The 22,533-nt window shown below is 69.0% G+C and carries 19 protein-coding genes; 10 read left to right on the top strand and 9 right to left on the bottom strand.

Features of this window, described 5'->3' with window-relative positions:
• Positions 1–6: 6 nt before the first annotated feature.
• Complete coding sequence (locus L2U69_RS02170; RefSeq protein WP_236104707.1) at positions 7–1,500, bottom strand: leucyl aminopeptidase; 1,494 nt, start codon at positions 1,498–1,500, stop codon at positions 7–9.
• 139 nt (positions 1,501–1,639) lie between these two features.
• Between L2U69_RS02170 and L2U69_RS02165 the strand changes: the two genes are divergently transcribed.
• The 9 genes from L2U69_RS02165 (at position 1,640) to L2U69_RS02125 (ending at position 13,324) form a co-directional block, all read left to right on the top strand.
• Positions 1,640–3,208, top strand: a complete 1,569-nt coding sequence (locus L2U69_RS02165) for an ArnT family glycosyltransferase (protein WP_236104706.1) — start codon at positions 1,640–1,642, stop codon at positions 3,206–3,208.
• 8 nt (positions 3,209–3,216) lie between these two features.
• Positions 3,217–4,353 (top strand): LPS export ABC transporter permease LptF, encoded by a 1,137-nt coding sequence (lptF, locus tag L2U69_RS02160; RefSeq protein WP_236104705.1) that lies wholly within the window; start codon positions 3,217–3,219, stop codon positions 4,351–4,353.
• A gap of 1 nt (position 4,354) precedes the next feature.
• A complete protein-coding gene (gene lptG, locus L2U69_RS02155; RefSeq protein WP_236104704.1) occupies positions 4,355–5,461 on the top strand; it encodes an LPS export ABC transporter permease LptG in 1,107 nt (368 codons plus the stop codon).
• Entirely contained in the window at positions 5,461–7,713 is a 2,253-nt protein-coding gene (locus L2U69_RS02150; RefSeq protein ID WP_236104703.1) for an LPS-assembly protein LptD, read from the top strand. The genes lptG and L2U69_RS02150 overlap by 1 nt, the downstream gene beginning before the upstream one ends.
• Positions 7,714–7,903: 190 nt before the next feature.
• A complete protein-coding gene (locus L2U69_RS02145; RefSeq protein ID WP_236104702.1) occupies positions 7,904–9,223 on the top strand; it encodes a peptidylprolyl isomerase in 1,320 nt (439 codons plus the stop codon).
• A 4-nt stretch (positions 9,224–9,227) separates the two neighbouring features.
• Positions 9,228–10,250 (top strand): 4-hydroxythreonine-4-phosphate dehydrogenase PdxA, encoded by a 1,023-nt coding sequence (gene pdxA / locus L2U69_RS02140; RefSeq protein ID WP_236104701.1) that lies wholly within the window; start codon positions 9,228–9,230, stop codon positions 10,248–10,250.
• Positions 10,247–11,107, top strand: coding sequence for a 16S rRNA (adenine(1518)-N(6)/adenine(1519)-N(6))-dimethyltransferase RsmA (rsmA, locus tag L2U69_RS02135; RefSeq protein WP_236104700.1), 861 nt, complete (start codon positions 10,247–10,249; stop codon positions 11,105–11,107). Before pdxA ends, rsmA begins: the two co-directional genes overlap by 4 nt.
• Before the next feature lie 76 nt (positions 11,108–11,183).
• On the top strand, positions 11,184–12,395 hold the full coding sequence (locus L2U69_RS02130) for an MFS transporter (protein ID WP_236104699.1): 1,212 nt from the start codon (positions 11,184–11,186) through the stop codon (positions 12,393–12,395).
• Between the two features lie 80 nt (positions 12,396–12,475).
• A complete protein-coding gene (locus tag L2U69_RS02125) occupies positions 12,476–13,324 on the top strand; it encodes a dienelactone hydrolase family protein (protein ID WP_236104698.1) in 849 nt (282 codons plus the stop codon).
• Between the two features lie 123 nt (positions 13,325–13,447).
• On the opposite strand, the gene gmk is transcribed toward L2U69_RS02125, so the two are convergent.
• From gmk to yajC, 6 genes are all read right to left on the bottom strand, one after another.
• Positions 13,448–14,086 (bottom strand): guanylate kinase, encoded by a 639-nt coding sequence (gmk, locus tag L2U69_RS02120; RefSeq protein WP_236104697.1) that lies wholly within the window; start codon positions 14,084–14,086, stop codon positions 13,448–13,450.
• Positions 14,087–14,118: 32 nt separating this feature from the next.
• Positions 14,119–15,009: a YicC/YloC family endoribonuclease gene (locus L2U69_RS02115; protein ID WP_236104696.1), complete on the bottom strand. Its 891-nt coding sequence runs from the start codon at positions 15,007–15,009 to the stop codon at positions 14,119–14,121.
• Positions 15,010–15,087: 78 nt separating this feature from the next.
• Entirely contained in the window at positions 15,088–15,933 is an 846-nt protein-coding gene (locus L2U69_RS02110) for a phytoene/squalene synthase family protein (RefSeq protein WP_236104695.1), read from the bottom strand.
• Positions 15,934–15,941: 8 nt separating this feature from the next.
• Positions 15,942–16,316: an Mth938-like domain-containing protein gene (locus L2U69_RS02105; RefSeq protein ID WP_236104694.1), complete on the bottom strand. Its 375-nt coding sequence runs from the start codon at positions 16,314–16,316 to the stop codon at positions 15,942–15,944.
• Positions 16,317–16,350: 34 nt separating this feature from the next.
• On the bottom strand, positions 16,351–18,933 hold the full coding sequence (gene secD / locus L2U69_RS02100) for a protein translocase subunit SecD (RefSeq protein WP_236104693.1): 2,583 nt from the start codon (positions 18,931–18,933) through the stop codon (positions 16,351–16,353).
• Between the two features lie 185 nt (positions 18,934–19,118).
• Complete coding sequence (yajC, locus tag L2U69_RS02095; protein WP_236104692.1) at positions 19,119–19,457, bottom strand: preprotein translocase subunit YajC; 339 nt, start codon at positions 19,455–19,457, stop codon at positions 19,119–19,121.
• 108 nt (positions 19,458–19,565) lie between these two features.
• Between yajC and L2U69_RS02090 the strand changes: the two genes are divergently transcribed.
• On the top strand, positions 19,566–20,426 hold the full coding sequence (locus L2U69_RS02090; protein ID WP_236104691.1) for an ATP-binding protein: 861 nt from the start codon (positions 19,566–19,568) through the stop codon (positions 20,424–20,426).
• A gap of 81 nt (positions 20,427–20,507) precedes the next feature.
• Here the strand turns inward: L2U69_RS02090 and L2U69_RS02085 are convergent, their stop codons facing one another.
• Positions 20,508–21,851, bottom strand: a complete 1,344-nt coding sequence (locus L2U69_RS02085; protein ID WP_236104690.1) for a LysM peptidoglycan-binding domain-containing M23 family metallopeptidase — start codon at positions 21,849–21,851, stop codon at positions 20,508–20,510.
• A 31-nt stretch (positions 21,852–21,882) separates the two neighbouring features.
• Positions 21,883–22,524, bottom strand: coding sequence for a protein-L-isoaspartate(D-aspartate) O-methyltransferase (locus tag L2U69_RS02080; protein ID WP_236104689.1), 642 nt, complete (start codon positions 22,522–22,524; stop codon positions 21,883–21,885).
• Between the last annotated feature and the right edge of the window lie 9 nt (positions 22,525–22,533).

Below are 22,533 nucleotides of genomic sequence, written 5' to 3'. Positions count from 1 at the left end.
GGCGGCTTACTTGCCTTCGTAATTGTCCGCGACGAGGCGATCGAGCAGGCGCACGCCCCAGCCGGTGCCGCCGCGCGGCACGGTCGGGCGTTCCTTCTTGCTCCAGGCCGTGCCGGCGATATCGAGGTGCGCCCAGGGCACCTCGTTGACGAAGCGCTGGAGGAATTGCGCCGCCGTGATCGAGCCGCCGGCGCGGTCCGAGCCGACATTCTGCATGTCGGCGACATCGCAATTGATCATCTTGTCATAGGCCTCGCCCATGGGCAGGCGCCACACCCCCTCGCCCGTCGCCTTGCCGGCGGCGGCCAGCTTTTCCGACAATTCGTCGTTGTTGGAGAACAGGCCGGCGAATTCATGCCCCAGGGCGACGATGATGGCGCCGGTCAGGGTGGCGAGGTCGATCATGACCTGCGGCTTGAAGCGGTCCTGGCAGTACCAGAGCGCATCGGCCAGCACGAGACGGCCTTCGGCGTCGGTATTGATCACCTCGATGGTCTGGCCGGACATGGAGGTCACGACATCGCCCGGGCGCTGCGCCGTGCCGGAGGGCATGTTCTCGACCAGGCCGACGATGCCGATGGCGTTCACCTTGGCCTTGCGCCCGGCCAGCGCCTTCATCAGGCCGACCACCGTGCCGGCGCCGCCCATGTCCCACTTCATCTCTTCCATGCCGCCCGCGGGCTTCAGGGAGATGCCGCCGGTGTCGAAGGTTACCCCCTTGCCGACGAAGGCGACCGGGGCGTCCTTGGCCTTGCCGCCTTTCCACTGCATGACGACGAGCTGGCTTTCGCGGGCACTGCCCTGGCCGACCCCGAGGAGCGCCCCCATGCCGAGCTTGCGCATCTGCGCCTCGCCCAGCACCTCAACTTCGATTCCCAGCTTTTCCAATCCCTTGGCCTCTTTTGCCAAGGTTTCGGGATAGATGATGTTGGCGGGTTCCGAGACGAGATCGCGGGTCATGAAGACGCCGTCGGCGATCTTCTCGAGCGGCGCGAAGAGCTTCCGCGCCGCCGCCTCGCCCTCGAGCGCGACGGTCAGCTTCTTCAGGGTCGGCTTCTCGTCCTCGGTCTTCTTGGTGTGATATTTGTCGAAGCGATAGGCGCGCAGCAGGGCGCCATAGGCGACATGCGCCGCGATCACGGCGCGCTCCATGGCGGCGCCATCGACCGTATCGACCATCACCGTCGCGGCTTCACCGGCCGAGGCCGCGCGCGCCATCAGGCTGCTGCCGATCGCCTGCGCGGCGAGATCGTCGAGCGCGCTGGCCTTGCCGATGCCGAGCAGCATCACGCGGTCGAAGTCGAGCCCGCCGGGCGCCAGCACTTCCAGGGTTTCGCCGCGCTTGCCCTTGAAGCGGCCGGCGATCATGGCGCGGGAGAGCGCGCCGGCGGTCAGCTTGTCGAGGGTCTGGGCGGTCGGGCCGAGTTCGGCGCCGTCGAGGACGAACACCGCGACAGTGCCGCTGGCGGGCATCTTCGGGGCGGCAAAGGCAATCTTCATCGAGAACAATCTCCAGCAGGTCTCCGGCACGGCGGGCCGGCCGGCACGAGAGAGGCCGGCGGATCCGCATCTTAGAAGCCCGGAAACGCCGTTGGGAAGCCCGCTCGACAGCCGGCGCCCGCGCGGTTATTGACTGCGCATGGACAAATCGCCCCCCCCGTCAGGCCATTCCGCCCCCGCCGCCGGCACAACGGCGGACCGCGATGCCCTGCGCCTCGTCGTGACGGTCGCCCTCGGCATCGCCGTGCTGCGCCTCGTCGCCCTCGCCATCGGGCAGATGCCGCTCTATCTGGACGAGGCGCAATATTGGTTCTGGGGTCAGGACCTCGCCTTCGGCTATTTCTCCAAGCCGCCCCTGATCGGCTGGGCCATCGCCGCCACCACCGCGGTCTGCGGCGACGGGCCGGCCTGCGTGAAGGCCCCCTCCGTCCTCGCCTATGGCATCGCGCCGATCTTCGTCTATCTGCTGGCGCGCAATCTCTTCGGCACCCGGGTCGGCGTCCTTGCCGCGATCGGCTTCGCCACATTGCCCGGGGTCGCCTTCTCGGGCTTCATCATCTCGACCGACCCCCTGCTCCTGATGTGCTGGTGCGGCGCGCTCTGGACCTTCGAGCGCGCCTCGGCGACGGGCGAAAGGCGCTTCTGGCTGGCGACCGGCCTCTTCCTCGGCATCGGCATGATGGCGAAATACGCCATGATCTATTTCGCCGTGCCCGCCCTGATCGTCACCGCCCTCGGCCTCGTCGGGAAGCGGCGGCAATGGGGCGGGCTGGCGCTGGCCGGCGTGGTCGGCCTCCTGATCCTGTCGCCCAATCTGATCTGGAACGCGCTGACGGGATTCGAGACCTTCCGCCACACCGCCGCCAACGCCAGCGTCGGCGCCCATATCGGCAATATCGGGGGCGTGGTCGATTTTCTGGGCGATCAGGTGGCGATCCTGGGCCCCGTGCTCGCCGTCGCCCTCGTCGTCCTGCTGGTCTGGCCGCGCGGTATCTTCCGCGATCCCGGCATCCGCCTGCTGGCGTGGTTCTCGCTGCCGATCCTGGCGCTGCTGGTCGTCCAGGCCTTTCTGTCGCGGGCCCACGGCAATTGGGCCGCCGTCGCCTTTCCGGCCCTCGCCGTGCTGATCTTCGCCGCGCTCGCGCGCCTCGACTACCGGCGCCTGATCAAGGGGACGCTGATCTTTCACGGCGTGCTGTTCCTGATTCTCGGCGTCGGCCTGGCCGTCGGCCAGGTGCCCTTCGTCGAGCTCTCGACCAGGACCGACCCGTTCCGCTGGATCCGCGGCTGGGACAGATTGGCGACGGCGGTCGACGCGCTGCGCCTCGATGCAGACGGCGAACGGCCCCGCGCGGTGATCACCACCGAGCGCGGCGCGACCGCCGAACTGATCTATCACCTGCGCGACGGCGATGCCCTGATCCGGCGCTGGCAGGCGGACGACACGGTGCCGGACGATCACTTCGCCATGGTCCTCGATCTCGACGACGCGCTCGGCTGCGATGCCGTGATCGTGTCGCGGGGCGACAGCCTGCCGCCGGACCTGGTGGCGCGATTCGATGCCGTGACCGGCCCCACCCGCGTCGACATGCGGCCCTATCCCGACCGCAAGGGTACCTATTATCTCTTCGTCGGCGGGAACTTCGGTCGCGAGAGAGGTACCACGAACGCCTGCCGCTCTATCACCCGCACCGGGCGACCGCTATAGTCCGCGCCATGAACCGCATGACGTCCTACATCAGGCGGCAGATCGCCTGGCCCATGGTCTTCTTCACCCTCATGCTGACGGGCGTGATGCTGGTCGGCCAATCCCTGCGCACGGTCGACCTGATCGTGAACAAGGGACTGTCGCTGCAGACCCTGATCGAACTGACCGCCCTGCTCATTCCGGGCGCGCTGTCGATGATCCTGCCGGTCTCCCTGTTCTGCGCCGTCATGTTCGCCTTCTACCGCCTGTGGCAGGACAGCGAGCTGATCGTCATGTCGGCGTCCGGCTATTCGGTCTGGCGCAAGATCCGGCCGGCGCTCGAACTCGCCGTCGTGGTCATGCTGATCAGCCTGGCACTGAACGTCTATGTAACTCCCCTCGGCCTTCGCTCCTTCAAGTCGGAAATCGCGGAGATCAGGGGCGATCTCGCCGCCGTCTTCCTGCAGGACGGCCAGTTCACCGAGCCCGTTTCCGGCGTCACCGTCTACGTCCGCGAGCGCGCCCGCTCGGGCGAACTGCACGGCATCCTGGTCTATGACGCGCGCCGGCCCGACCGCGCCGTCACCATGATGGCCGAACGCGGCGCCCTGCTGGCGGAAGGCGAAGGCACCAAGGTCCTGCTGGTCAACGGCAACCGGCAGGAGAGCGAACTCTTCACCGGCAAGGGTTCCTACCTCAGCTTCGAGCGCTATGTCCTCGACCTCGGCGGCTTCGGCGGGCCGAGCGACTCGCGCTGGCTGAAACCGGGCGAACGCTTCCTCACGGAACTCCTGCCGCCCTACCGGACGGAACAGGACGCGGAGGCCGCGTCGGTGCTCTGGACCGAGGCGCACAAGCGCCTGTCCTCGCCGCTCTATGCCCTGCCGCTGGCCCTGATCGCCGCCTGCGGCCTGTTGTCGGGCGAATATTCGAGACGCGGCAAATACATGCGCGCGGCGATCGCCGGCGTCGTCGGCCTCGGCCTGCGGCTCAGCGAACTCGGCGTCGCCGGTCTGGTGAATTCCGAGCCGAGCCTGTTCCCCCTGCTCTATCTGGTGCCGATCGCGGGTGCCGTCGGCGCGCTCTTCGTGCTTCGGCCGCCGGTGCGGAAGACCAACGAGCCGCCGCCCGAACTGGCCGCCGACGGTCCGCAGGGGGCCGCCTGACATGCTGCGCATCGCCCCCGTCTTCGCGCTCTACATGATGCGCCGCTTCCTGTCGGGCCTGGTGCTCGTCTATCTGCCGGTGCTGGCGCTGATCTACATGATCGACCTTCTGGAGCTGACGCGCCGGGCCTCCCGCGTCACCAATGTCGAGGCCGATTTCCTGACCCTGGTTCAGATGTCGGCCATGAAGCTGCCGGGCCTCGCCGCCATGGCGCTGCCCTTCGCCTGCCTGTTCGGGGGCATGTGGACCTTCGCGCGCATGACGCGGTCGAACGAATTGATCATCGCGCGCGCCGCCGGGCTCTCGGTCTGGCAGTTCCTGGCGCCGCCGATGATGGTCGCGCTGCTGCTCGGCATCTTCACCGTCGGCATCGTCAATCCCTGGTCCTCGGCCCTGAACTACCACTACCGCCAGCTCGAGGCGTTCTACATCAAGGGCACCTCGTCCAGCCTGTCGACGGTGACCGAATCGGGGCTGTGGCTGCGCCAGGCGGACAAGGACGGCAGTGCCGTCATCCACGCCCTGTCGGCGTCCGACGGCGGCCTGCGGCTCAGCGCCGTCGTCGTCTTCATGTTCGATCCCGACGAAGGCTTCCAGCGCCGGATCGAGGCCTTCAGCGCGAAATTCGACGGCGACGTCTGGACCCTGTCGGACGCCTGGGTGATCGAGCCCGACCATCAGCCGCAGGCGGTTCCGGTCTACCGACTGGCCACCAACCTGCACCCCGAGGACATTCAGCAGAGCCTGGCCAATCCCGATTCGGTCTCCTTCTGGGCGATTCCGCAATTCGCGCAGCGGCTCGAGGCTGCCGGCTTCTCCTCCACCCGCTATCTGATCCAGTGGCACAGCCTCGCCTCCATGCCCCTGGTGCTCTGCGCCATGGTGCTGGTGGCGGCCACGGTTTCGCTGCGTCATTCGCGGCGCGGCGGCGTCGCCGCCCTGATCAGCCTCGGCGGCGTTGCGGGCTTTGCGCTTTTCGTCGTATCCGACATTGCGAGGGCGCTCGGCATCGCGGAGAGTGTTCCCATCCTTCTCGCCGCCTGGGGCCCCGCCGTCGCCGCGACCCTGGTCGGCATCGCCCTGCTGTTTCACCTGGAAGACGGTTGATGCCCGCCCGACGACGCCCCGAAGCCCCCGAGCGGCCGATCACCATGCCCAGGGACGGACTGCGTCCGCGCCGTGCGGGCCTGCGCGCGCTCCGCAACCGGACGGCGATGGCCGTCGTCCTGATGGCGATCGCGATCGGCGGGCCGACGCTGGCCGTCGCCCAGACCCTGCCGGGCGGCATCGCCACCTCCGACGCGCCGGTGCAGATCATCGCCGAGGAAGTGATCTACAACCCGAACACCAAGACCGTGACCGCCAGCGGCAAGGTGGAGATTTCCCAGGGCGAGCGCATCCTGATGGCGGACAAGATCTCCTATTTCGAGGAGAGCCGGATCGTCGCCGCCACCGGCAATGTCTCGCTGCTGGAGCCGTCGGGCGAGGTTCTCTTCGCCGATTACGTCGAATTGGACGATCAGCTCCGCGAAGGCTTCGTGCAGACCATCCGCCTGCTGTTCGCCGATGATTCGCGGGCCGCGGCGGTCCGCGCCATCCGCAGCGACGGGAATACGACGATCCTGGAGCGCGCGGTCTACAGCCCCTGCCTGCCCTGCGAGAAGGATCCCGAGCGACCGCTGCTCTGGCAGGTGAAGGCGGTGAAGGTCACCCACGATCAGGTGAAGAAGACCGTCGAATACGAGGACGCCACCTTCGAGGTGCTGGGCGTGCCCGTCGCCTATACGCCCTATTTCTCGCATCCCGATCCGAGCGTGAAGCGCCTCAGCGGCTTCCTGTCGCCCAGCATCGGCGGCAGCGGGCGCCTCGGCTTTCGCGTCGGCGTGCCCTATTTCTGGGCCATCGACGATTCGACCGACCTGACCCTGACGCCCTATTACACCACACAGGAGGGGGTCTACGCGGTCGCCGACTACCGCCAACTCTTCAGCCGCGGCCAGGTCACGGCGCAGGTCAGCTTCGGCTACGGCGAGGAATTCGACTCCAACGGCTTCGCCACGGGCAACGACGAATTCCGCGGCCATGTCTTCGCCCATGGCGGCTGGGACGTGAACGACAACTGGCGGGTCGGCTTCGATCTGGAACGATCGACGTCCGACACCTATCTCAAGCGCTTCCAGTTCACCTCGCCCAACTTCCTGACCTCGGACCTCTATACCGAGGGGTTCTACGACCGCTCCTATTTCTCGCTCATCGGCTACAGCTTCCAGGGCCTGCGCGCCTTTTCCGACCCGGACGAGACGCCGCTGGTGCTGCCGCTCGCCCAGGCGAGCTGGATCGTCGAGCCGGAGACCGTCGGCGGCAGCCTGGAGCTCAGCGCCAACGGCATCGCCATCCATCGCGACGAGGGCGTCAATCAGCGCCGCTTCAGCCTGGGGGCGGCCTGGCAGCGGCCGTGGATCACCGATCTCGGCTCGGTCATCACCGTCAACCTGTCGGTCCGGGGCGATCTCTACGACACCGACAATGTGATCGACGATTTCGGCAACGACGTCTCGGGCCAGACCGCCCGCCTGCTGCCCAAGGCCGCGGTTGAATTCCGTTATCCCCTGGCCCGGCCGACGGCGAACGGCCGCCAGGTGATCGAACCCATCCTGCAGCTGGTGCTGGCACCGAGCACGCCGATGTCGAGCGTGATCTCCAACGAGGACAGCCAGAGCTTCGAATTCGACGACACCAATCTCTTCGCCGTCGACCGCTTCCCGGGCTACGACCGCTGGGACGCCGGCTCGCGCTTCGTCTACGGCCTGCGCAGCGCCTATTACGGCAACGACGGCACCACCTTCTCGGTCTTCTTCGGCGAAAGCTACGAATTCACCGACGAGGAGGACATCTATCCGGGCAGCGCCGGTGTCGGCAACGGGCGGTCGGATTTCGTCGGCGCGATCACCTTCACGCCGACCGAATGGCTGGACATCCAGCACAATTTCCGCCTGGACAAGGACGACCTGTCGTTCAACCGCAACGACGTCCGCGCCGTCATCACGACGAAGCGCCTGCAGGCCGCGATCGGCTATACCGCGGTCAAGGACCAGACCGGCGTGCCCAATCAGGACGACCGCGACGAGATCTATGTCTCCGCCTCGGCCAGGATCACCGACTATTGGACCCTCTACGGCGATACCCGCCGCCGCCTGAACGACGATACGGGCATGATTTCCTCCGGTATCGGGCTGTTCTACGGCGACGAATGCATCGAAGTCGGCGCCATGTACCGCCGCGACACCACCCGCGACCGCGACGTCACGCCCGACACCTCGTTCAACCTGGTGCTCCGGCTGCGCAACCTCGGCATGTGATCGCGTGGCGCCCCCCGAAGAGCAGCCGCAAGGCTTTTCCTCCGGTCCCTCTGGGACTATGCTGCCCCCCGCTCCCGAAGAGCCCGGCCGGGCCCCCACATCGGTCGCCCAACGTCGGTCCGGCGTCCCTGCAGACTTGCGGGCGGCATCCGTCCCGAAATACGGCATCTGTCCAGAAGAACGATCGAGAATGCGCTTAACCTTCCCGACTGCGGTCTCCATTTTCGCCCTGGCTTTGGCCTTCGCCGTACCGACCGCTTCCGTCGCCGTCGCCCAGGACGGTGACAGCGGCAGTGCCGCTTCCGCCTTTCCCGCCCTGTCGAACGGCCTCGGCCTCGCCGCCATCGTCAACGAGGAAGTGGTGACCGAACTCGACGTCGATCAGCGCGTCCGCCTGCTGCTGGTCACCACCGGCGTTCCCTACAGCCCCGAGGCGGCGCGCGCCGCGCGCCTGACCGCGTTGCGCTCCCTGGTCGACGAAAGCCTGCAGTTCCAGGAAGCGCGCAAGGTCGGGGTCTCCATCACCGACGCCGACGTGGAGGAAAGCTTCCAGCGCGTGCTGCAGTCGAACCGGGTGACGCCGGAACAATTCAACCAGATCCTGGCCGGCGCCGGCGTCTCCGCCGCGACCCTGAAGCGCCAGCTCCGGGCCGAACTGACCTGGAACAAGGTGGTGACGGAGCGCTATCGCGGCCGGCTTTCGGTCGGCGCCGAACAGGTGCAGGCGGCCATCGACCGCATCAAGGCCAATGCCGGCCGGCCGGAAAGCCTGGTTTCCGAAATCATGATCGCGGTCGACAATCCCGAGCAGGAACAATCGTCCCAGCAACTGGCCCAGCAATTGTTCGACCAGATCCGCCAGGGGGCGCGCTTCTCGGCCCTCGCCCGCCAATATTCGGACGCGCCGTCCGCCGCCAATGGCGGCGACATCGGCTGGATCCTGCCCGGCCAGCTTTCGAGCGAGCTCGACAACACCCTCGGCCAGATGCAGGAGAATTCGGTCTCCCCGCCGGTCCGGGCGCCGGGCGGCTGGTTCATCATCGGCCTGCGCGAGCGGCGCCAGATGCCGCCGCCGCCGCCGGAAGTGACCATGGTCGAGATCAAGCAGGTCTTCGTGCCGGCCAATATGTCGACCGATCCGGCCACGCTTCAGGACCTGAGCGACCGCATGGTCGCCGCCCGCGACCGGATCGAGGGTTGCGCCGTGCCGCGTGACGTGCTGGACAGCCTGCCGGGCGCCACGTTCGGCGAGGTCGGCACCCTGAACATCAAGGATCTGCCGGCGGAATACCGCAGCGCCATCGCGGGCCTGCCGGTCGGCAAGGCAGGCGGTCCGGTCCGCTCGACGGACGGCCTGCATCTGGTCGTCCTGTGCGACCGGATCGACCAGACGCCCGATTCCATGATGCGCGATGCCGTCCAGCGCAACCTCGAGGATCAACAGCTCGCCATGCTGGCGCGGCGCTACCTGCGCGATCTGCGGCGTACCGCGACCATCGAGGTCCGCTGAGCCCATGGCCACCGCCCTCCCGCCGCTGGCGCTCACCTGCGGCGAGCCGGCGGGCATCGGCGCAGAGATCGCGCTGAAGGCCTGGAGCGAAAGGGACGCGGACGGTCCCGTCTTCCTGCTGATCGACCAGCCCGCGCGGCTGGCCCGTGTCGCCGAGCAATTGGGTCTTCAGGTGCCGCTCGCGACCGTCGCCGCGCCCGGGGAGGCCGACCGCGCACTGTTCGACGAGGCCCTGCCGGTCTTGCCCGTCGAAGCACCGATCCACGGCCTGCCCGGCCAGATCGACGAGCGCGACGCGGCCGCCGTGATCGAATCGATCACCCGCGCCGTGCGCCTGACCCAGGCCGGCGAGACGGCGGCGGTGGTGACCAACCCGATCCGCAAGCAATCCCTGAAAAACGCCGGCCTCGCCCATCCCGGCCATACGGAATTCCTGGCGGAACTGGCCGGGGGCGGTGCCCGTTCGGTGATGATGCTGGCCTCGCCGCGGCTTCGCGTGGTGCCGGTCACCGTCCATGTTCCGCTGGCCGAGGTGCCCCGCCTGCTGACCGAGGACGAGATCGTCGCGGTGGCGACGGCGACCGCCCGCGCGCTGACCTCCGATTTCGGGATCGGGGCGCCGCGCCTCGCCGTCCTCGGCCTCAATCCCCATGCCGGCGAAGGCGGCCTTCTCGGCACCGAGGAGGCGGCGGTCATCGCGCCCGCCGTCGCCCGCCTGCGGGCGGCGGGGCTCGACGCTTTCGGCCCGCTGCCGCCGGACGCCAGTTTCCATGCCGCCGCGCGCGGCCGCTACGACGCCGCCATCTGCATGTATCACGATCAGGCCCTGCTGCCGCTGAAGACGCTCGATTTCGACGAAGGCGTCAACGTCACCCTCAATCTGCCCTTCGTGCGCACCTCGCCCGACCACGGCACGGCGATCGACATCGCCGGCACGGGCCGCGCCAATCCGCAGAGCCTCCTCTCCGCCCTCGGCCTCGCCGCGCAGATGGCCGCGACGCGGCGCCGGACCGTCGCCGCCGCATGAGCCGGATCGACGACCTGCCGCCGCTGCGCGACGTGATCGCGCGCCACGGCCTCGCGGCCAAGAAGGCGCTGGGACAGAATTTCCTCCTCGACCTCAACGTCACGGCACGGATCGCCAGGGCCGCCGAGATCGCGCCCGGCGATCTCGTCTACGAAGTCGGACCCGGCCCCGGCGGGCTGACCCGCGCCCTGCTTGCCGCCGGGGCCGACGTCGTCGCGGTCGAGCGCGACGAACGCTGCCTCGAGGCGCTGGCCGAAATCGCCGCCGCCTATGCCCCCGGCCGCCTGACGGTGATCCCGGGCGACGCGCTCGCGGTGGACGAGACAGCGGTGCTCGGCGCGCGGCCGGCCAAGGTGGTGGCCAATCTGCCCTACAACGTCGGCACCGCGCTGCTGATCCGCTGGCTGTCGGCCGATCCCTGGCCGCCCTGGTGGCGCTCCCTGACCCTGATGTTCCAGAAGGAAGTGGCGGACCGCCTGATCGCCGGCCCGCGCGAGGACGCCTATTCCCGCCTCTCGATCATGGCGCAATGGCGCTGTCGCGTGCGCCACCACTTCGATCTCAGCCCCAAGGCCTTCGTGCCGCCCCCCAAGGTGACATCCACCGTGGTCGGTCTCATCCCGTTGCCGGCGCCCCGGCACGAATGCCGCCTGTCGGCCCTGGAAACCGTGACCGCCAACGCCTTCGGCCAGCGCCGCAAGATGCTGCGCCAGAGCCTGAAGGGCCTGGCGGTGCCGGCGGAACGCCTGCTGGAGGCGGCGGGCGTGGTCCCGACCGCGCGGGCGGAGGAATTGGACATCGCCGCCTTCGCGGCTCTTGCCCGGGCCCTCGCGGAGCCGCCCTTCCGAGACGCATGACGGGCCCCCGCCATGGGCAGGGGTCAGGCGCCGTCGCGGCTGATAGTCTGCCCCGTCCCACCGTCGCCCCCCGATCATGTCCGACGACCAGCCCCTGCGTGCCCTTCATCGGCAACCCGCTTTCGCGTCCTTCTGGATCGCCCGCGTGCTCGGCTCGCTGGGCTTCCAGATGTCGTCGGTCGCCTTCGGCTGGCTGATCTACGAACTGACGGGCAGTGCCTATCTGCTCGGCTTCGCCGGGCTGGCGCAATTCCTGCCCATGGTCGTGCTGACCTTCGTCGTCGGCACCGTCGCCGATCGCTTCGAGCGACGGCGCATCGTGCTGATCGCCCAGGTGGTCCAGGCGGCGACACTGGCCCTGATGACCCTCGGCATCCTGCAGGGCTGGCTGGGGGTCACCGGGATCTTCGCCGGCCTCGTCGTTCTCGGATCCGCGCGAACCTTCGAGCGCCCGGCGATGCAGGCGCTGCTGCCGGCCCTGGTGACGGCGGCGGATCTGCCGCGCGCCGTCGCCATCTCGTCTTCCGCCATGCAGGCGGCGACCATCGTCGGTCCCGCGCTGGGCGGCCTTCTCGGCGCCTTCGTGCCGCTGGCGCTTTCGGCCGCCTTCTTCGCCGGGGCGTCCTTCGCCTCGACGCGGCTGCGCGGCCGGCCGCAACAGCGCGCCGGGCGCGAAGCCTTCACCCTGGCCGCCAGTTTCTCGGGTCTCGGCTTCATCCGGCGCCATCCCGTGCTCTATGGCGCCATTTCCCTCGACATGGTGGCGGTGCTGCTGGGCGGCTTCACCGCGCTGCTGCCGATCTTCGCCCGCGACATCCTGGAGACCGGCCCCTGGGGCCTCGGCCTGCTGCGGACGGCACCCGCCGTCGGCGCCCTTCTGATGGCCTGGCAGATGCAGCGCCTGAACCTCGAACGCGGCGTCGGCCTGAAGATGTTCGCCGCCGTGATCGTCTTCGGCGTCTGCACGGTGATCTTCGCCCTTTCCGAGAGCCTCGTGCTGTCGCTGATCACATTGATCGTGCTCGGCGCCGCCGACAACGTCAGCGTCGTCATCCGCCAGACCCTGGTCCAGCTTTCCACCCCGGACGAGATGCGCGGCCGCGTCAGCGCCGTGAATTCGCTCTTCATCGGCGCCTCCAACCAATTGGGCGAATTCGAATCCGGGATCACGGCGGGCTGGTTCGGCGTCATCCCCGCCGCCGTGATCGGCGGCCTCGGCACCATTGCGGTGGCGCTGGCCTGGATGCGCCTGTTTCCGGGCCTGCGGCACGCCCGCAGCCTGCGCTGACGGCCGCCGGTAATCGGGTGGGGATTGCGGCGACGGCCTCTTCCCCTCATCCTTCGACCAGCGACGGAGGAGACGACACCATGGATCAGCGGATCATCGACCTCTACGACGAATACACCCACGCCCCCCTCGACCGGCGGACGTTCATGGACCGTCTGGCGCGCCTCGCCGGTGGGACGGCCGCCGCCCTCGCCCTTCTGCCCGCGCTCCAGAACGACTACGCAAGGGCGGCCCAGGTGGCGCCGGACGACGCGCGTATCGACGCGTCCGACATCACGTTCGACGGCGCGACCGGCGCCGTTTCCGCCTATGAGGCGAAGCCGAAGGACGGGGCGGCCGTGGCCAGCGTCATCGTCATTCACGAGAACCGGGGCCTGAACCCGCATATCAAGGATGTCGCGCGCCGCCTCGCGGTCGACGGCTTCCGGGCGGTGGCGCCCGATTTCCTCTCCCCCCTCGGCGGCACGCCGACCGACGAGGATCAGGCCCGCGAGATGATCGGCAAGCTGGACGGGACCGAGACCCTGGCGAACGCCGTGAAGGCGGTCGAATTCGCGGCCGCCGATGACGGCAAGGTCGGCGCCGTGGGCTTTTGCTGGGGCGGCGGCCTGTCGGGCCGGCTGGCGACGGCGAAGAGCCCGCTCGCGGCCGCCGTCGTCTATTACGGCATGCCGCCCGATGCCGCCGCCGTCGCCGCCATCGAAGCCCCCCTCCTCCTCCATTACGCGGGCGAGGACCAGCGCATCGGCGCCGCCGTCCCGGCCTTCGTCGCGGCGCTGGAGGCCGACGGCGTCGCCTATGAGATGCATGAGTACGAAGGCGTGCAGCACGCCTTCAACAACGACACCAATGCGGCCCGCTACGATGCCGAAGCGGCGAAACTCGCCTGGTCGCGCACGGTGGCGTTCCTGAAGAAAAATCTCTCGTAGAAGAACGTCGCCCCGGCGGATGCCGGGGCCTCGTGACGAGATGATGCCCTTCCCGCGAAAGGTCCCGGCCTTCGCCGGGACGACGCGCACGGAACGACGCGCATGGGGACGCGAAGGCGGCGGTCAGACGCCGTCGCGCAGGCGCTTCACGAAATCGCCGAGGCCGGTCTGGCGGCGGCGCTTCAGGCGTTCGGCCTGGAGGATGGAGCGGACCTGGGCCAGGGTGCGGTCGATGTCCTCGTTCAGGACGACATAGTCATATTCGGCCCAATGGCTGATTTCGTCGGAAGCCTTGGCCATGCGCGCGGCGACCACGTCGTCCGGATCCTGGGCGCGCTGGCGCAGGCGCCGCTCCAGTTCGCGGGTCGAGGGCGGCAGGATGAAGATGGAGACGAGATCGTCGCGGGCGTGTTCCGCCAATTGCTGGGTGCCCTGCCAGTCGATGTCGAAGAGCACGTCGTTGCCGAGCGCCAGCGCCTCCTCGACCGGGCGCCGCGGCGTGCCGTAGTGATTGCCGAAGACTTTCGCCCATTCGAGGAGGCGGCGATCGTCGACCATCTCGCCGAATTGGGCCGGCGTCACGAACCAGTAGTCGCGGCCTTCCACCTCGCCGGGGCGGCGCGGCCGGGTCGTCACCGAGACCGACATGTGGATGCCCCCGTCCAGTTCGAGCAGGCGACGCGAGATCGTCGTCTTGCCGGCGCCCGACGGTGAGGACAGCACCAGCATCAGGCCGCGCCGTTCGATCCCGTAAGATGACATTGAGCGTTCCTCGATTACACGGCGACCCGGCGTCACTCGACGTTCTGGACCTGCTCGCGCAGGCGGTCGACCGTGGTCTTCAGGTCGAGGCCCAGCCGCGTCAGTTCGACATCGGTCGACTTGGAGCAGAGCGTATTGGCCTCGCGGTTGAATTCCTGGGCCAGGAAATCGAGCCGGCGGCCCACCCCCTCGCCCTTCGACAGCAGTTTCCGCGCCTCGGCGACATGGGCGCGCAGGCGGTCGATCTCCTCGCGCACGTCCGCCTTCACGGCAAGCAGCGCCACTTCCTGCGCCAGGCGCTCGGGCGGGACAGCGCCGGCCTTGTCGCGCAGCAGGTCCGCGAGCTGGGCGGCGAGCCTTGCCGCGATCGCCGCCGGCTGGGTCTCGGCCTGCGCGGCGGCGGCATCGGTCAGGCGCGCGATCTCGTCGAGATGGGCGCCGAGGGCAACGGCCAGATGCGTGCCTTCAGCCGCGCGGACGGCGACCAATTCGTCGAGCGCCGTGGCGAAGGCAGCGGTCAATACGGCGTCCTGTGCCGTCTCGTCCAGATCGGCGGCGAGACCTTCGCTTCGCTGGAAGACGCCCGGCAGCGCCATCAGGGTCTCGATCCGGGGCGGCTCCAGGCCGTTGGCGGCGGCCGCCTCGATGGCGACGGCGCAATAGTGATCCAGCACCTTGCGGTCGATTCGGGGCGGCGCGGTATCGGCAGCGGTGGCGAAATTGAGCTGGATCTGGAGATTGCCGCGCTTCAGGCGGCGCGTGGCGGCGTCGCGCAGCTCGCGCTCCAGGCGCTCGAAACCGCCCGGCAGGCGCGCCCGCATCTCGAGCCCGCGGCCGTTCACCGATTTGATCTCGAAGACGAAATCGGTCTCGCCCAGCGTGCCGGCGGCCCTCGCGAATCCGGTCATGCTGTAGAGGGCCATCGGACGTGTCTCCCGCCTGTTTCGGGTCAGGTGCAGGCTCTTACTATGGCCGCGCGGCGAGGACAAGCCGCCTGGGCCTCATGGCCGCCCGCGCAGGCCGGCCAATGTCACCGCCGCGAGGCGCGAGAGCGGCCGGGGTGCCACCGGCGCGAAGGGGTCGTGGCCGTTCTTCGCCAGATCCTTCAGCCAGCCCCGCGCCACGGTCGCGGGCAGAAGGGCGGCGACGGCGCCGCGCGGCAGGTCCCGTGACAGTCGACGGGCCTCGTCCAGGTGGCGGCGCGCATGATCGGCAATCTCGGCCGAGAGCGCCGCCAGCGCGGGCCCGCCCCGCCCCGCCGCCAGCGCCGAACGCTCGACCCCGTGGCGGGCCATGAGATCGGCGGGCAGATAGTGACGGTCGGCCCCCGCATGGAACGGCAGGGCGCGCAGAATACCGGCGAGGCCGAAGCCGACACCGGCGGCATGGGCGACCGCCGCCCCCGCCCCGGCCTCGACGCCGAGGACGCGGAGCGCGAGTTCGATCAGCGTGCCGGAAGTGCCGTCGAGATAGCGGCGAAGCGCGGCGAGATCGGGCGGCGGCTGGTCGTCGAGATCGAGTTCGCGGGCATCGAGCAGGCGCTCGAACATCGCCATGGGCAGGTCGTGGCGGGCGATCGCCTGCGCCAGCGGCAGCACCACCTCGTGCTGGCGCGGCGGGCGCCCCAGGGCGACCTCGTCGAGCGCATCGCGCCACCATTGCAGGCGGAGCTGGCCGATCATGGCGTCGGACACGATTTCGCGCACCCGCGCCACCTCGAAATTGAAGGCATAGAGCGCGAACAGATCGCCGCGCCGCCCGGCCGGCGCGAACATGGCCGCCAGGAAGCGGTCGGGATCGTGGATGCGGACGAAATCGCCGAGGGGTTCCGCCGACGGCACCGCCACGATCGGCCTCAGGGCACCGGCAGCAGGGCGGCGGCGACGCGCCGGCCCTCGGCCGCCAGGACGTTGTAGGTGCGGCAGGCCGCCCCCGTGTCCATGACATCGAAGCGCACGCCGGCGGCCCGCAGCGCCTCCCGCGCCGGCTTGGCCAGCATGGCGAAGCGCGGGCCGGTGCCGATCAGGATCATCTCGAAGTCGTCCCTGGCCTCGACAATGCCGGCGACCGCCGCCGCATCGGCCGTGGTCGCGTCGGCCATGGCGAGCGGCGCCAGGATGCTGGCGGTCAGCAGGAGCGCGCCCTCGTGGCGTTCACCCTCGATGTGGAAGCCGCCGGCGCCATAGCGTTCGATCCGGCGCGGCGCCTGGTCGAGTTCGCGGAGCGCCATGGCGCCTCCTTTCTCGGATCCTGACCGGCGGGCCTCAGCCCTTGGCCGACTGTGTCTTCGGGCCGCCGCTGGCCTCGGCCGCGGCGGGCGAGCCCCGGCGCAGCCTGCCCTCGCCGAGGAACAGCAGCAGCGGCGCGGCGATGAAGATCGACGACGAGGTCCCGACGACGACGCCGAAGAGGATCACCTGGGCAAAGCCCGACACCGCCGAACCACCGTAGATCGCCATGGGCGCCATGGCCAGGAAGGTGGTGGCCGAGGTGAAGATGGTCCGGGTCAGGGTCGAGTTGATCGACATGTCGATCAGGTCGCGCAGCGGCATGGTCTTGTATTTGCGCAGATTTTCGCGCATGCGGTCGTAGACCACGACCTTGTCGTTCATCGAATAGCCGATGAGCGTCAGCACCGCCGCGATGGCCGTCAGGTTGAACTCGATCCCGGTCAGGGCGAAGAAGCCCACGGTCTTGGTGATGTCGAGCAGCAGGGTGGCGACGGCGCCGACCGCGAACTGCCATTCGAAGCGGAACCAGATGTAGATCAGCATCGCCCCGAAGGAGAGCAGCACGGCGAGCACGCCGCTGGAAATCAATTGCTCCGAGACGCGTGGCCCGACCACCTCGACCCGGCGCAGGTTCACGCCCGGCGAGATTTCGGCCAGCTTGCCGCGCACCGCTTCGACGGCGGTGTTCTGCGCGTCTTCGCCGCCGGCCTGGCGCGGCAGGCGCAGCAGCACGTCGGACGGTCCGCCGAATTCCTGCAGCGAAACCTCGCCCAGTTGCAACTCGTTCAGGCCGCTGCGCAAGCGCCCCAGATCGGCCGGGCCTTCTGTCCTGACCTCGACGACGATGCCGCCCGCGAAGTCGATGCCGTAGTTCAGCCCCGGCGTCACGAACAGCACGATCGACAGGGTCGACAGCACGGCGGACATGGCGATGCCGATGAAGCGCCCGCGCATGAAGCGGAAGTTCGTGTTTTCCGGCAGCAGCCGGCGCAGGTTGAACAGCGAATGGATGTTCAGGACCTTCGCCCGGGTCCAGCGCACCCATTGCACCATGCCGACCCGGACCAGCGCGACCGCCGTGAACAGGGACAGGATCAGGCCGATGCCCATGGTGACGGCGAAACCCTTCACCGGCCCCTCGCCGAAGAAGAACAGGGTCGCGACCGCGAAGAGCGACGTCAGGTGACTGTCGATGATGGTCGCATAGGCCTTGTTGAAGCCGATGTCGAGGGCCGCCGCGGCGCCCCGCCCGAGCAAGGTCTCCTCGCGGATGCGTTCGTTGATCAGCACGTTGGCATCGACCGCGACACCCACCGTGAGCACCAGGCCGGCGATGCCCGGCAGCGTCAGCGTCGCGCCCATCAGGGTCAGGATGGCGATCGAAAGGACGATGTTGGCGATCAGCGCGATCACGGCGATCACGCCGGTGACCGAGTAGAACAGCACCATGAAGATCACGACCAGCGCCGTGCCGATCAGGCCCGACAATTCGCCCGCCGCGATGGCGTCGGCGCCGAGATCGGGACCGACCGTCCGCTCCTCGATCACGGTCAGGGGGGCGGGCAGCGCGCCGGCGCGCAGCAGGACCGCGAGATCATTGGCGCCCTGGACGGTGAAATTGCCGCTGATCTGGCCCTGGCCGCCCAGAATCGGCTCGCGGATCACGGGAGCGGAGATCACCTTGTCGTCGAGCACGATCGCGAAGCGCCGGCCGACGTTTTCCTTGGTGACACTGGCGAAGCGCTTGGCGCCCTCGCCGTCGAAACGGAAGCTCACCACCCATTCGCCGGTCTGGGGATTGGTGCTGGCGCTGGCATCGACCAGCATTTCGCCGGTCAGCAACACCTTCTTGCGCACCGCGATCGGCTCCGGCGTATTGGTGCCGGGCAGCACCTCGCCGAACAGGATCTCGGTCCCGGCGGGCGCGCGGCCGGCGGCCAGTTCGGCGGGATCGACCGTATCGACCAGACGGAAACTCATCTTCGCGGTCTGGCCGAGGATTTCCTTCACGCGCTGCGGATCCTGCAGACCGGGCACCTGGACCACGATCTGATCGTCGCCCTGGCGCGCCACCACCGCCTCCGAGGTGCCCATGCCGTCGATACGCCGGCGCACGATTTCGAGGCTCTGGTTGATGGCGCCGGTGGTGCGTTCGGTGATGCCGGCTTCGGACAGGGTCAGGCGCAGCTTGCCGCCGTCGCTCGCCACGTCGATATCGGGCACGCCGCCGCCGAGAACGCCGCCGCCGACCGGCGTCGCCAGATCGCGCAGCAACTGGCGAGCTTCCTCCACCCGGTCCGGATCGGTGATGGTGACCGAGACGCCCGAATTGGCGACGCCGAGGCCGGTATAGCGGATGCCGGCGCCGACCAGCGAGGTGCGGACCGAATCGACCAGCGATTCGAGGCGGTCATGGATGACCGTGTCGACGTCGACCTCGAGCAGGAGGTGGGAGCCGCCGCGCAGGTCGAGGCCCAGGTTCACCTGCTCCTGCGGCACCCAGGACGGCATGCCCTGCAACGTGTCCTTGGTGAACAGATTCGGCGCGGCGAAAATCACCCCGAGGGCGACCACCGCCATGTAGAGCAGGATTTTCCAACGGGAATACTGGATCATTTCGGCCGCTCGATCTGTCGAATGTATGGCTGTAACGGAACCTGGAGTTCTCGGTATCCGGCCGCCCGGGGTCCGTCACCCGGGATCTGTCCGCCGCTCCGACCCGGTGCCGCGACGAGGCGGCACCCCGGATTTTCAAGATGCCCGGCCCGGCAATCGGTCATCCGATCCGGGCCGAGGGATCGTCACTTCTCGTCGTCGCCGACGGGCTGGCCCTTGGCCCGGACCTCGGAGATCGTGCCCTTCAGGATGCGCACGCGCACCCCTTCGGCAACCTCGAGGACCACTTCGCCGTCCTGCACCTTGGCGACCTTGCCGATCAGGCCCGACATGGTCACCACCGTATCGCCACGGCGCACCGCCTCGAGCAGCGCCTTGTGTTCCTTGGCGCGCTTTTGCTGCGGCCTGAACAGCAGGAAATAGAACACCACGACGATCAGCACCAGGGGCAGGAACTGCATCAGCATCGCAGCTCCACCTTCGGCACCGCCCGCGGCCTGGGCATAAGCCGTCGAAATCAACATTGGCGTAGCATCTCCGCACGGTTCGAAACGCGCGGACTATAGCCGTTGAGGGGGGGAATGCAAATCTCGCGAGGATCGCCGGCCGCGGGCCGTGCTAGTTTCCCAGCCATGACCGACGCCGCCCTGATCCCCCTTCTTGCCCGCATCGCCGACAGTCTGGAGCGAATGGCCCCGCCGCCGGCCCGCGACGACGATATCCAGGCCTTCGAAGCCTATGTCTGGCAGACCGACCCCATGCGCCTGCACGGCGTGCCCGCGGTCTCGCGCGTGCCGCTCGATCTCCTTCAGGGCATCGACCTCGTGCGCGACCTTCTGGTCGAGAACACGCGGCGTTTCGCCGCCGGGCTGCCCGCCAACAATGCCCTGCTTTGGGGGGCGCGCGGCATGGGCAAGAGTTCCCTGGTGAAGGCGGCCCACGCCGAGGTCGCGGCGGCCCATGACGGCACCCTCGCCCTGGTCGAGATCGCGCGGGAGGATCTCGCCACCCTGCCCGACCTGCTGCGCCGCCTGCGCGGCGTCGACCGGCGCTTCATCCTGTTCTGCGACGACCTCTCGTTCGACGGCCAGGATGCCAGCTATAAATCCCTGAAGGCGGTGCTGGACGGCGGCATCGAGGGCCGGCCGCCGAACGTGGTGTTCTACGCGACCTCGAACCGGCGCCACCTGTTGGCCCGCGACATGATCGAGAACGAACGGTCGACCGCGATCCACCCGGGCGAGGCGGTGGAGGAAAAAGTCTCCCTGTCCGATCGCTTCGGCCTCTGGCTCGGCTTTCACGGCTGCGACCAGGACAAGTTCTTCGCCATGATCGAAGCCTATGCCGCGCATTTCGCCCTGAATGTCGCGAGGGACGACCTGCGCGCCCAGGCGATCGAATGGTCGGTCACGCGCGGCAGCCGCTCCGGTCGCGTCGCCTGGCAGTTCATCCAGGATCTGGCTGGGCGTCTGGGTCGGCCGCTCGAAACGTGAACGCGGCCGGATCCGAAACTTGTCCGTGTCGAAACCGGCCCGTGCGGAAACCGGCCCGTGTGGAAACCGGCTGCGCCGAATCTACCCCGCCCCGCCGTCGAGATATTTCACCGGGTCGACCGGGGTCCCGGCCTTGCGCACCTCGAAATGGAGCTGGGGCACGGTGACGTGGCCGGTATTGCCGACGCGGGCAATGGGCTGGCCGCGCGCCACCCGGTCGCCCTGCTTCACCAGCAGCGCGTCGTTATGGGCGTAGGCGGTCATATAGGTGCCGTCGTGCTTGATGAGCACCAGATTGCCGAAGCCCCGGATCTCGTCCCCGGCATAGGCGACGACGCCGGCCTCGGCCGCGCGCACGGTGGCGCCCTTGGCGGCCTGGATGTTGAGGCCGTCGTTGTGCTGGCCGCCTGATTTGGGGCCGAAGCCCGAAATGACGTCGCCCGCCACGGGCCAGGCGAACCGCAGGCCGCCGTTGCCGGGCACGGCCGGCCTGGCGGGGGCCGCCGGCGTCGTCGCCGCCGCGACCGCCGTGCGCGGGGCCTCGGGCGGCGCCTGCGGCTTGGTGCCCGGCCGGGGCACGTCGGCCCGCGCCGTCTCGCTCGGCGGCGGCACGTAATAGGAACCGTCTGCCGGCGGCGGCAGGCTGTCGGGATCCGGCTCGACGATGACGATGGAGGGCGGTTCGGGAGACGGCGCCACCGGTGCCGTCGCGATCGTCCCGGGCAGAAGATCTGTCGGCGCGCTCGCCGCGGGGATGGCGGCGATGGCGGTGGTCGCCGCGATGGGTGCGGGCGCGGTCTGCACCCGGCCCGGGATGCGCAGGCGCTGGCCGAGTTTGATGGTGAAAGGCGGCGCGATGCCGTTCTCGGCCATCAGGCTCGCCTGATCGACGCCATAGCGGTTGGAGATATTGTAGACCGTGTCGCCCTTGGCGACCGTGTGATAGCGCGTCTCGGGCAGGCGCAGGCGCTGGCCCGGCTGCAGGGTGAAGGGCGCGACCAGGCCATTCTCCACGATCAGATCGCGCAGCGGCACGCCGGTCCGGCGCGAGACGGCGCTCAGGGTCTCGCCCGGGGCGACCACGGTCTCGCCACTCGCGACGATGTCACCCGCGACCGCCGGATAGCCCGCGGGCGCGACCGGTGCGGGATCGACATGGGCCGGCTCGAGCGGCGCGGATTCGATCGCGCCGCCAAAGACGGGCGCAGGGGAAACAGGGTCGACGGGGGCGGCCACGACCGCCGGCATCGGCTCGGCGGCGGCAACGCTGCCGCCGGCCGTCGGCGCCGTGCCGCCCTCCCACAGATATTCGACGGGCGCAAGATCCGCACGCCCGCCACAGCCTGCGAGGGCCAGCAGCGCGGCGGCCATCGAGACGGCCATCGAAACGGATCGAATCACGCTGGAGGTACCGGATGTCGCCATGGGCGCAGTCTCTGTCGCTGCCCCTCGCGCGTCAATCGTCGCGCAATACGCCTTCGACGAGCGGCACGAAGCGCACCGGCATCAATTGTTCGTAGAGGGCCTCGGCGCCCTGGCGGCGCACGCGCCAGATTTCCTGATGGCCGTGGACCTTGCCGACCGGCAGCACCATGACGCCGCCTTCGGCCAATTGCTCGATCAGGGCCTGGGGCACTTCGGGGGCGGCGGCGGTGACCATGATGCGGTCGAAGGGCGCCTGTTCCGGCCAGCCCTTGGCCCCGTCCCCCAATCGGGTGACGACATTGTGGACGTGGATGTCGGTCAGCAGGCGCTCGGCCTGGCGCATCAGGGCGCGGCGGCGTTCGACCGTATAGACCCGGCGGCACAGTTTCGCCAGCACGGCGGCCTGATAGCCGGAGCCGGTGCCGATCTCCAGCACCTTGTGGCGCGAACCGACGTCGAGGGCCTGGGTCATATAGGCGACGATATAGGGCTGGCTGATGGTCTGGCCGCCGGCAATCGGCAGCGCCGTATCCTCATAGGCCTTGTGCACCAGGGCGGGCGGCACGAAACGCTCGCGCGGGATCGATTCGATGGCGCCGAGGACGCGGATGTCCGTGATGCCCTGCTGGCGCAGGCTCAGGATCAGGCTGGCTTTCTCGGTGTTGGTGCCCATCCTCGCCCC

The sequence above is a fragment of the Zavarzinia marina genome, from assembly GCF_021568905.1.
Taxonomy (GTDB): Bacteria; Pseudomonadota; Alphaproteobacteria; order Zavarziniales; family Zavarziniaceae; genus Zavarzinia; species Zavarzinia marina.
Note: the sequence above shows the minus strand (reverse complement) of the source record. Positions and strands in the feature narration are given on the sequence as shown.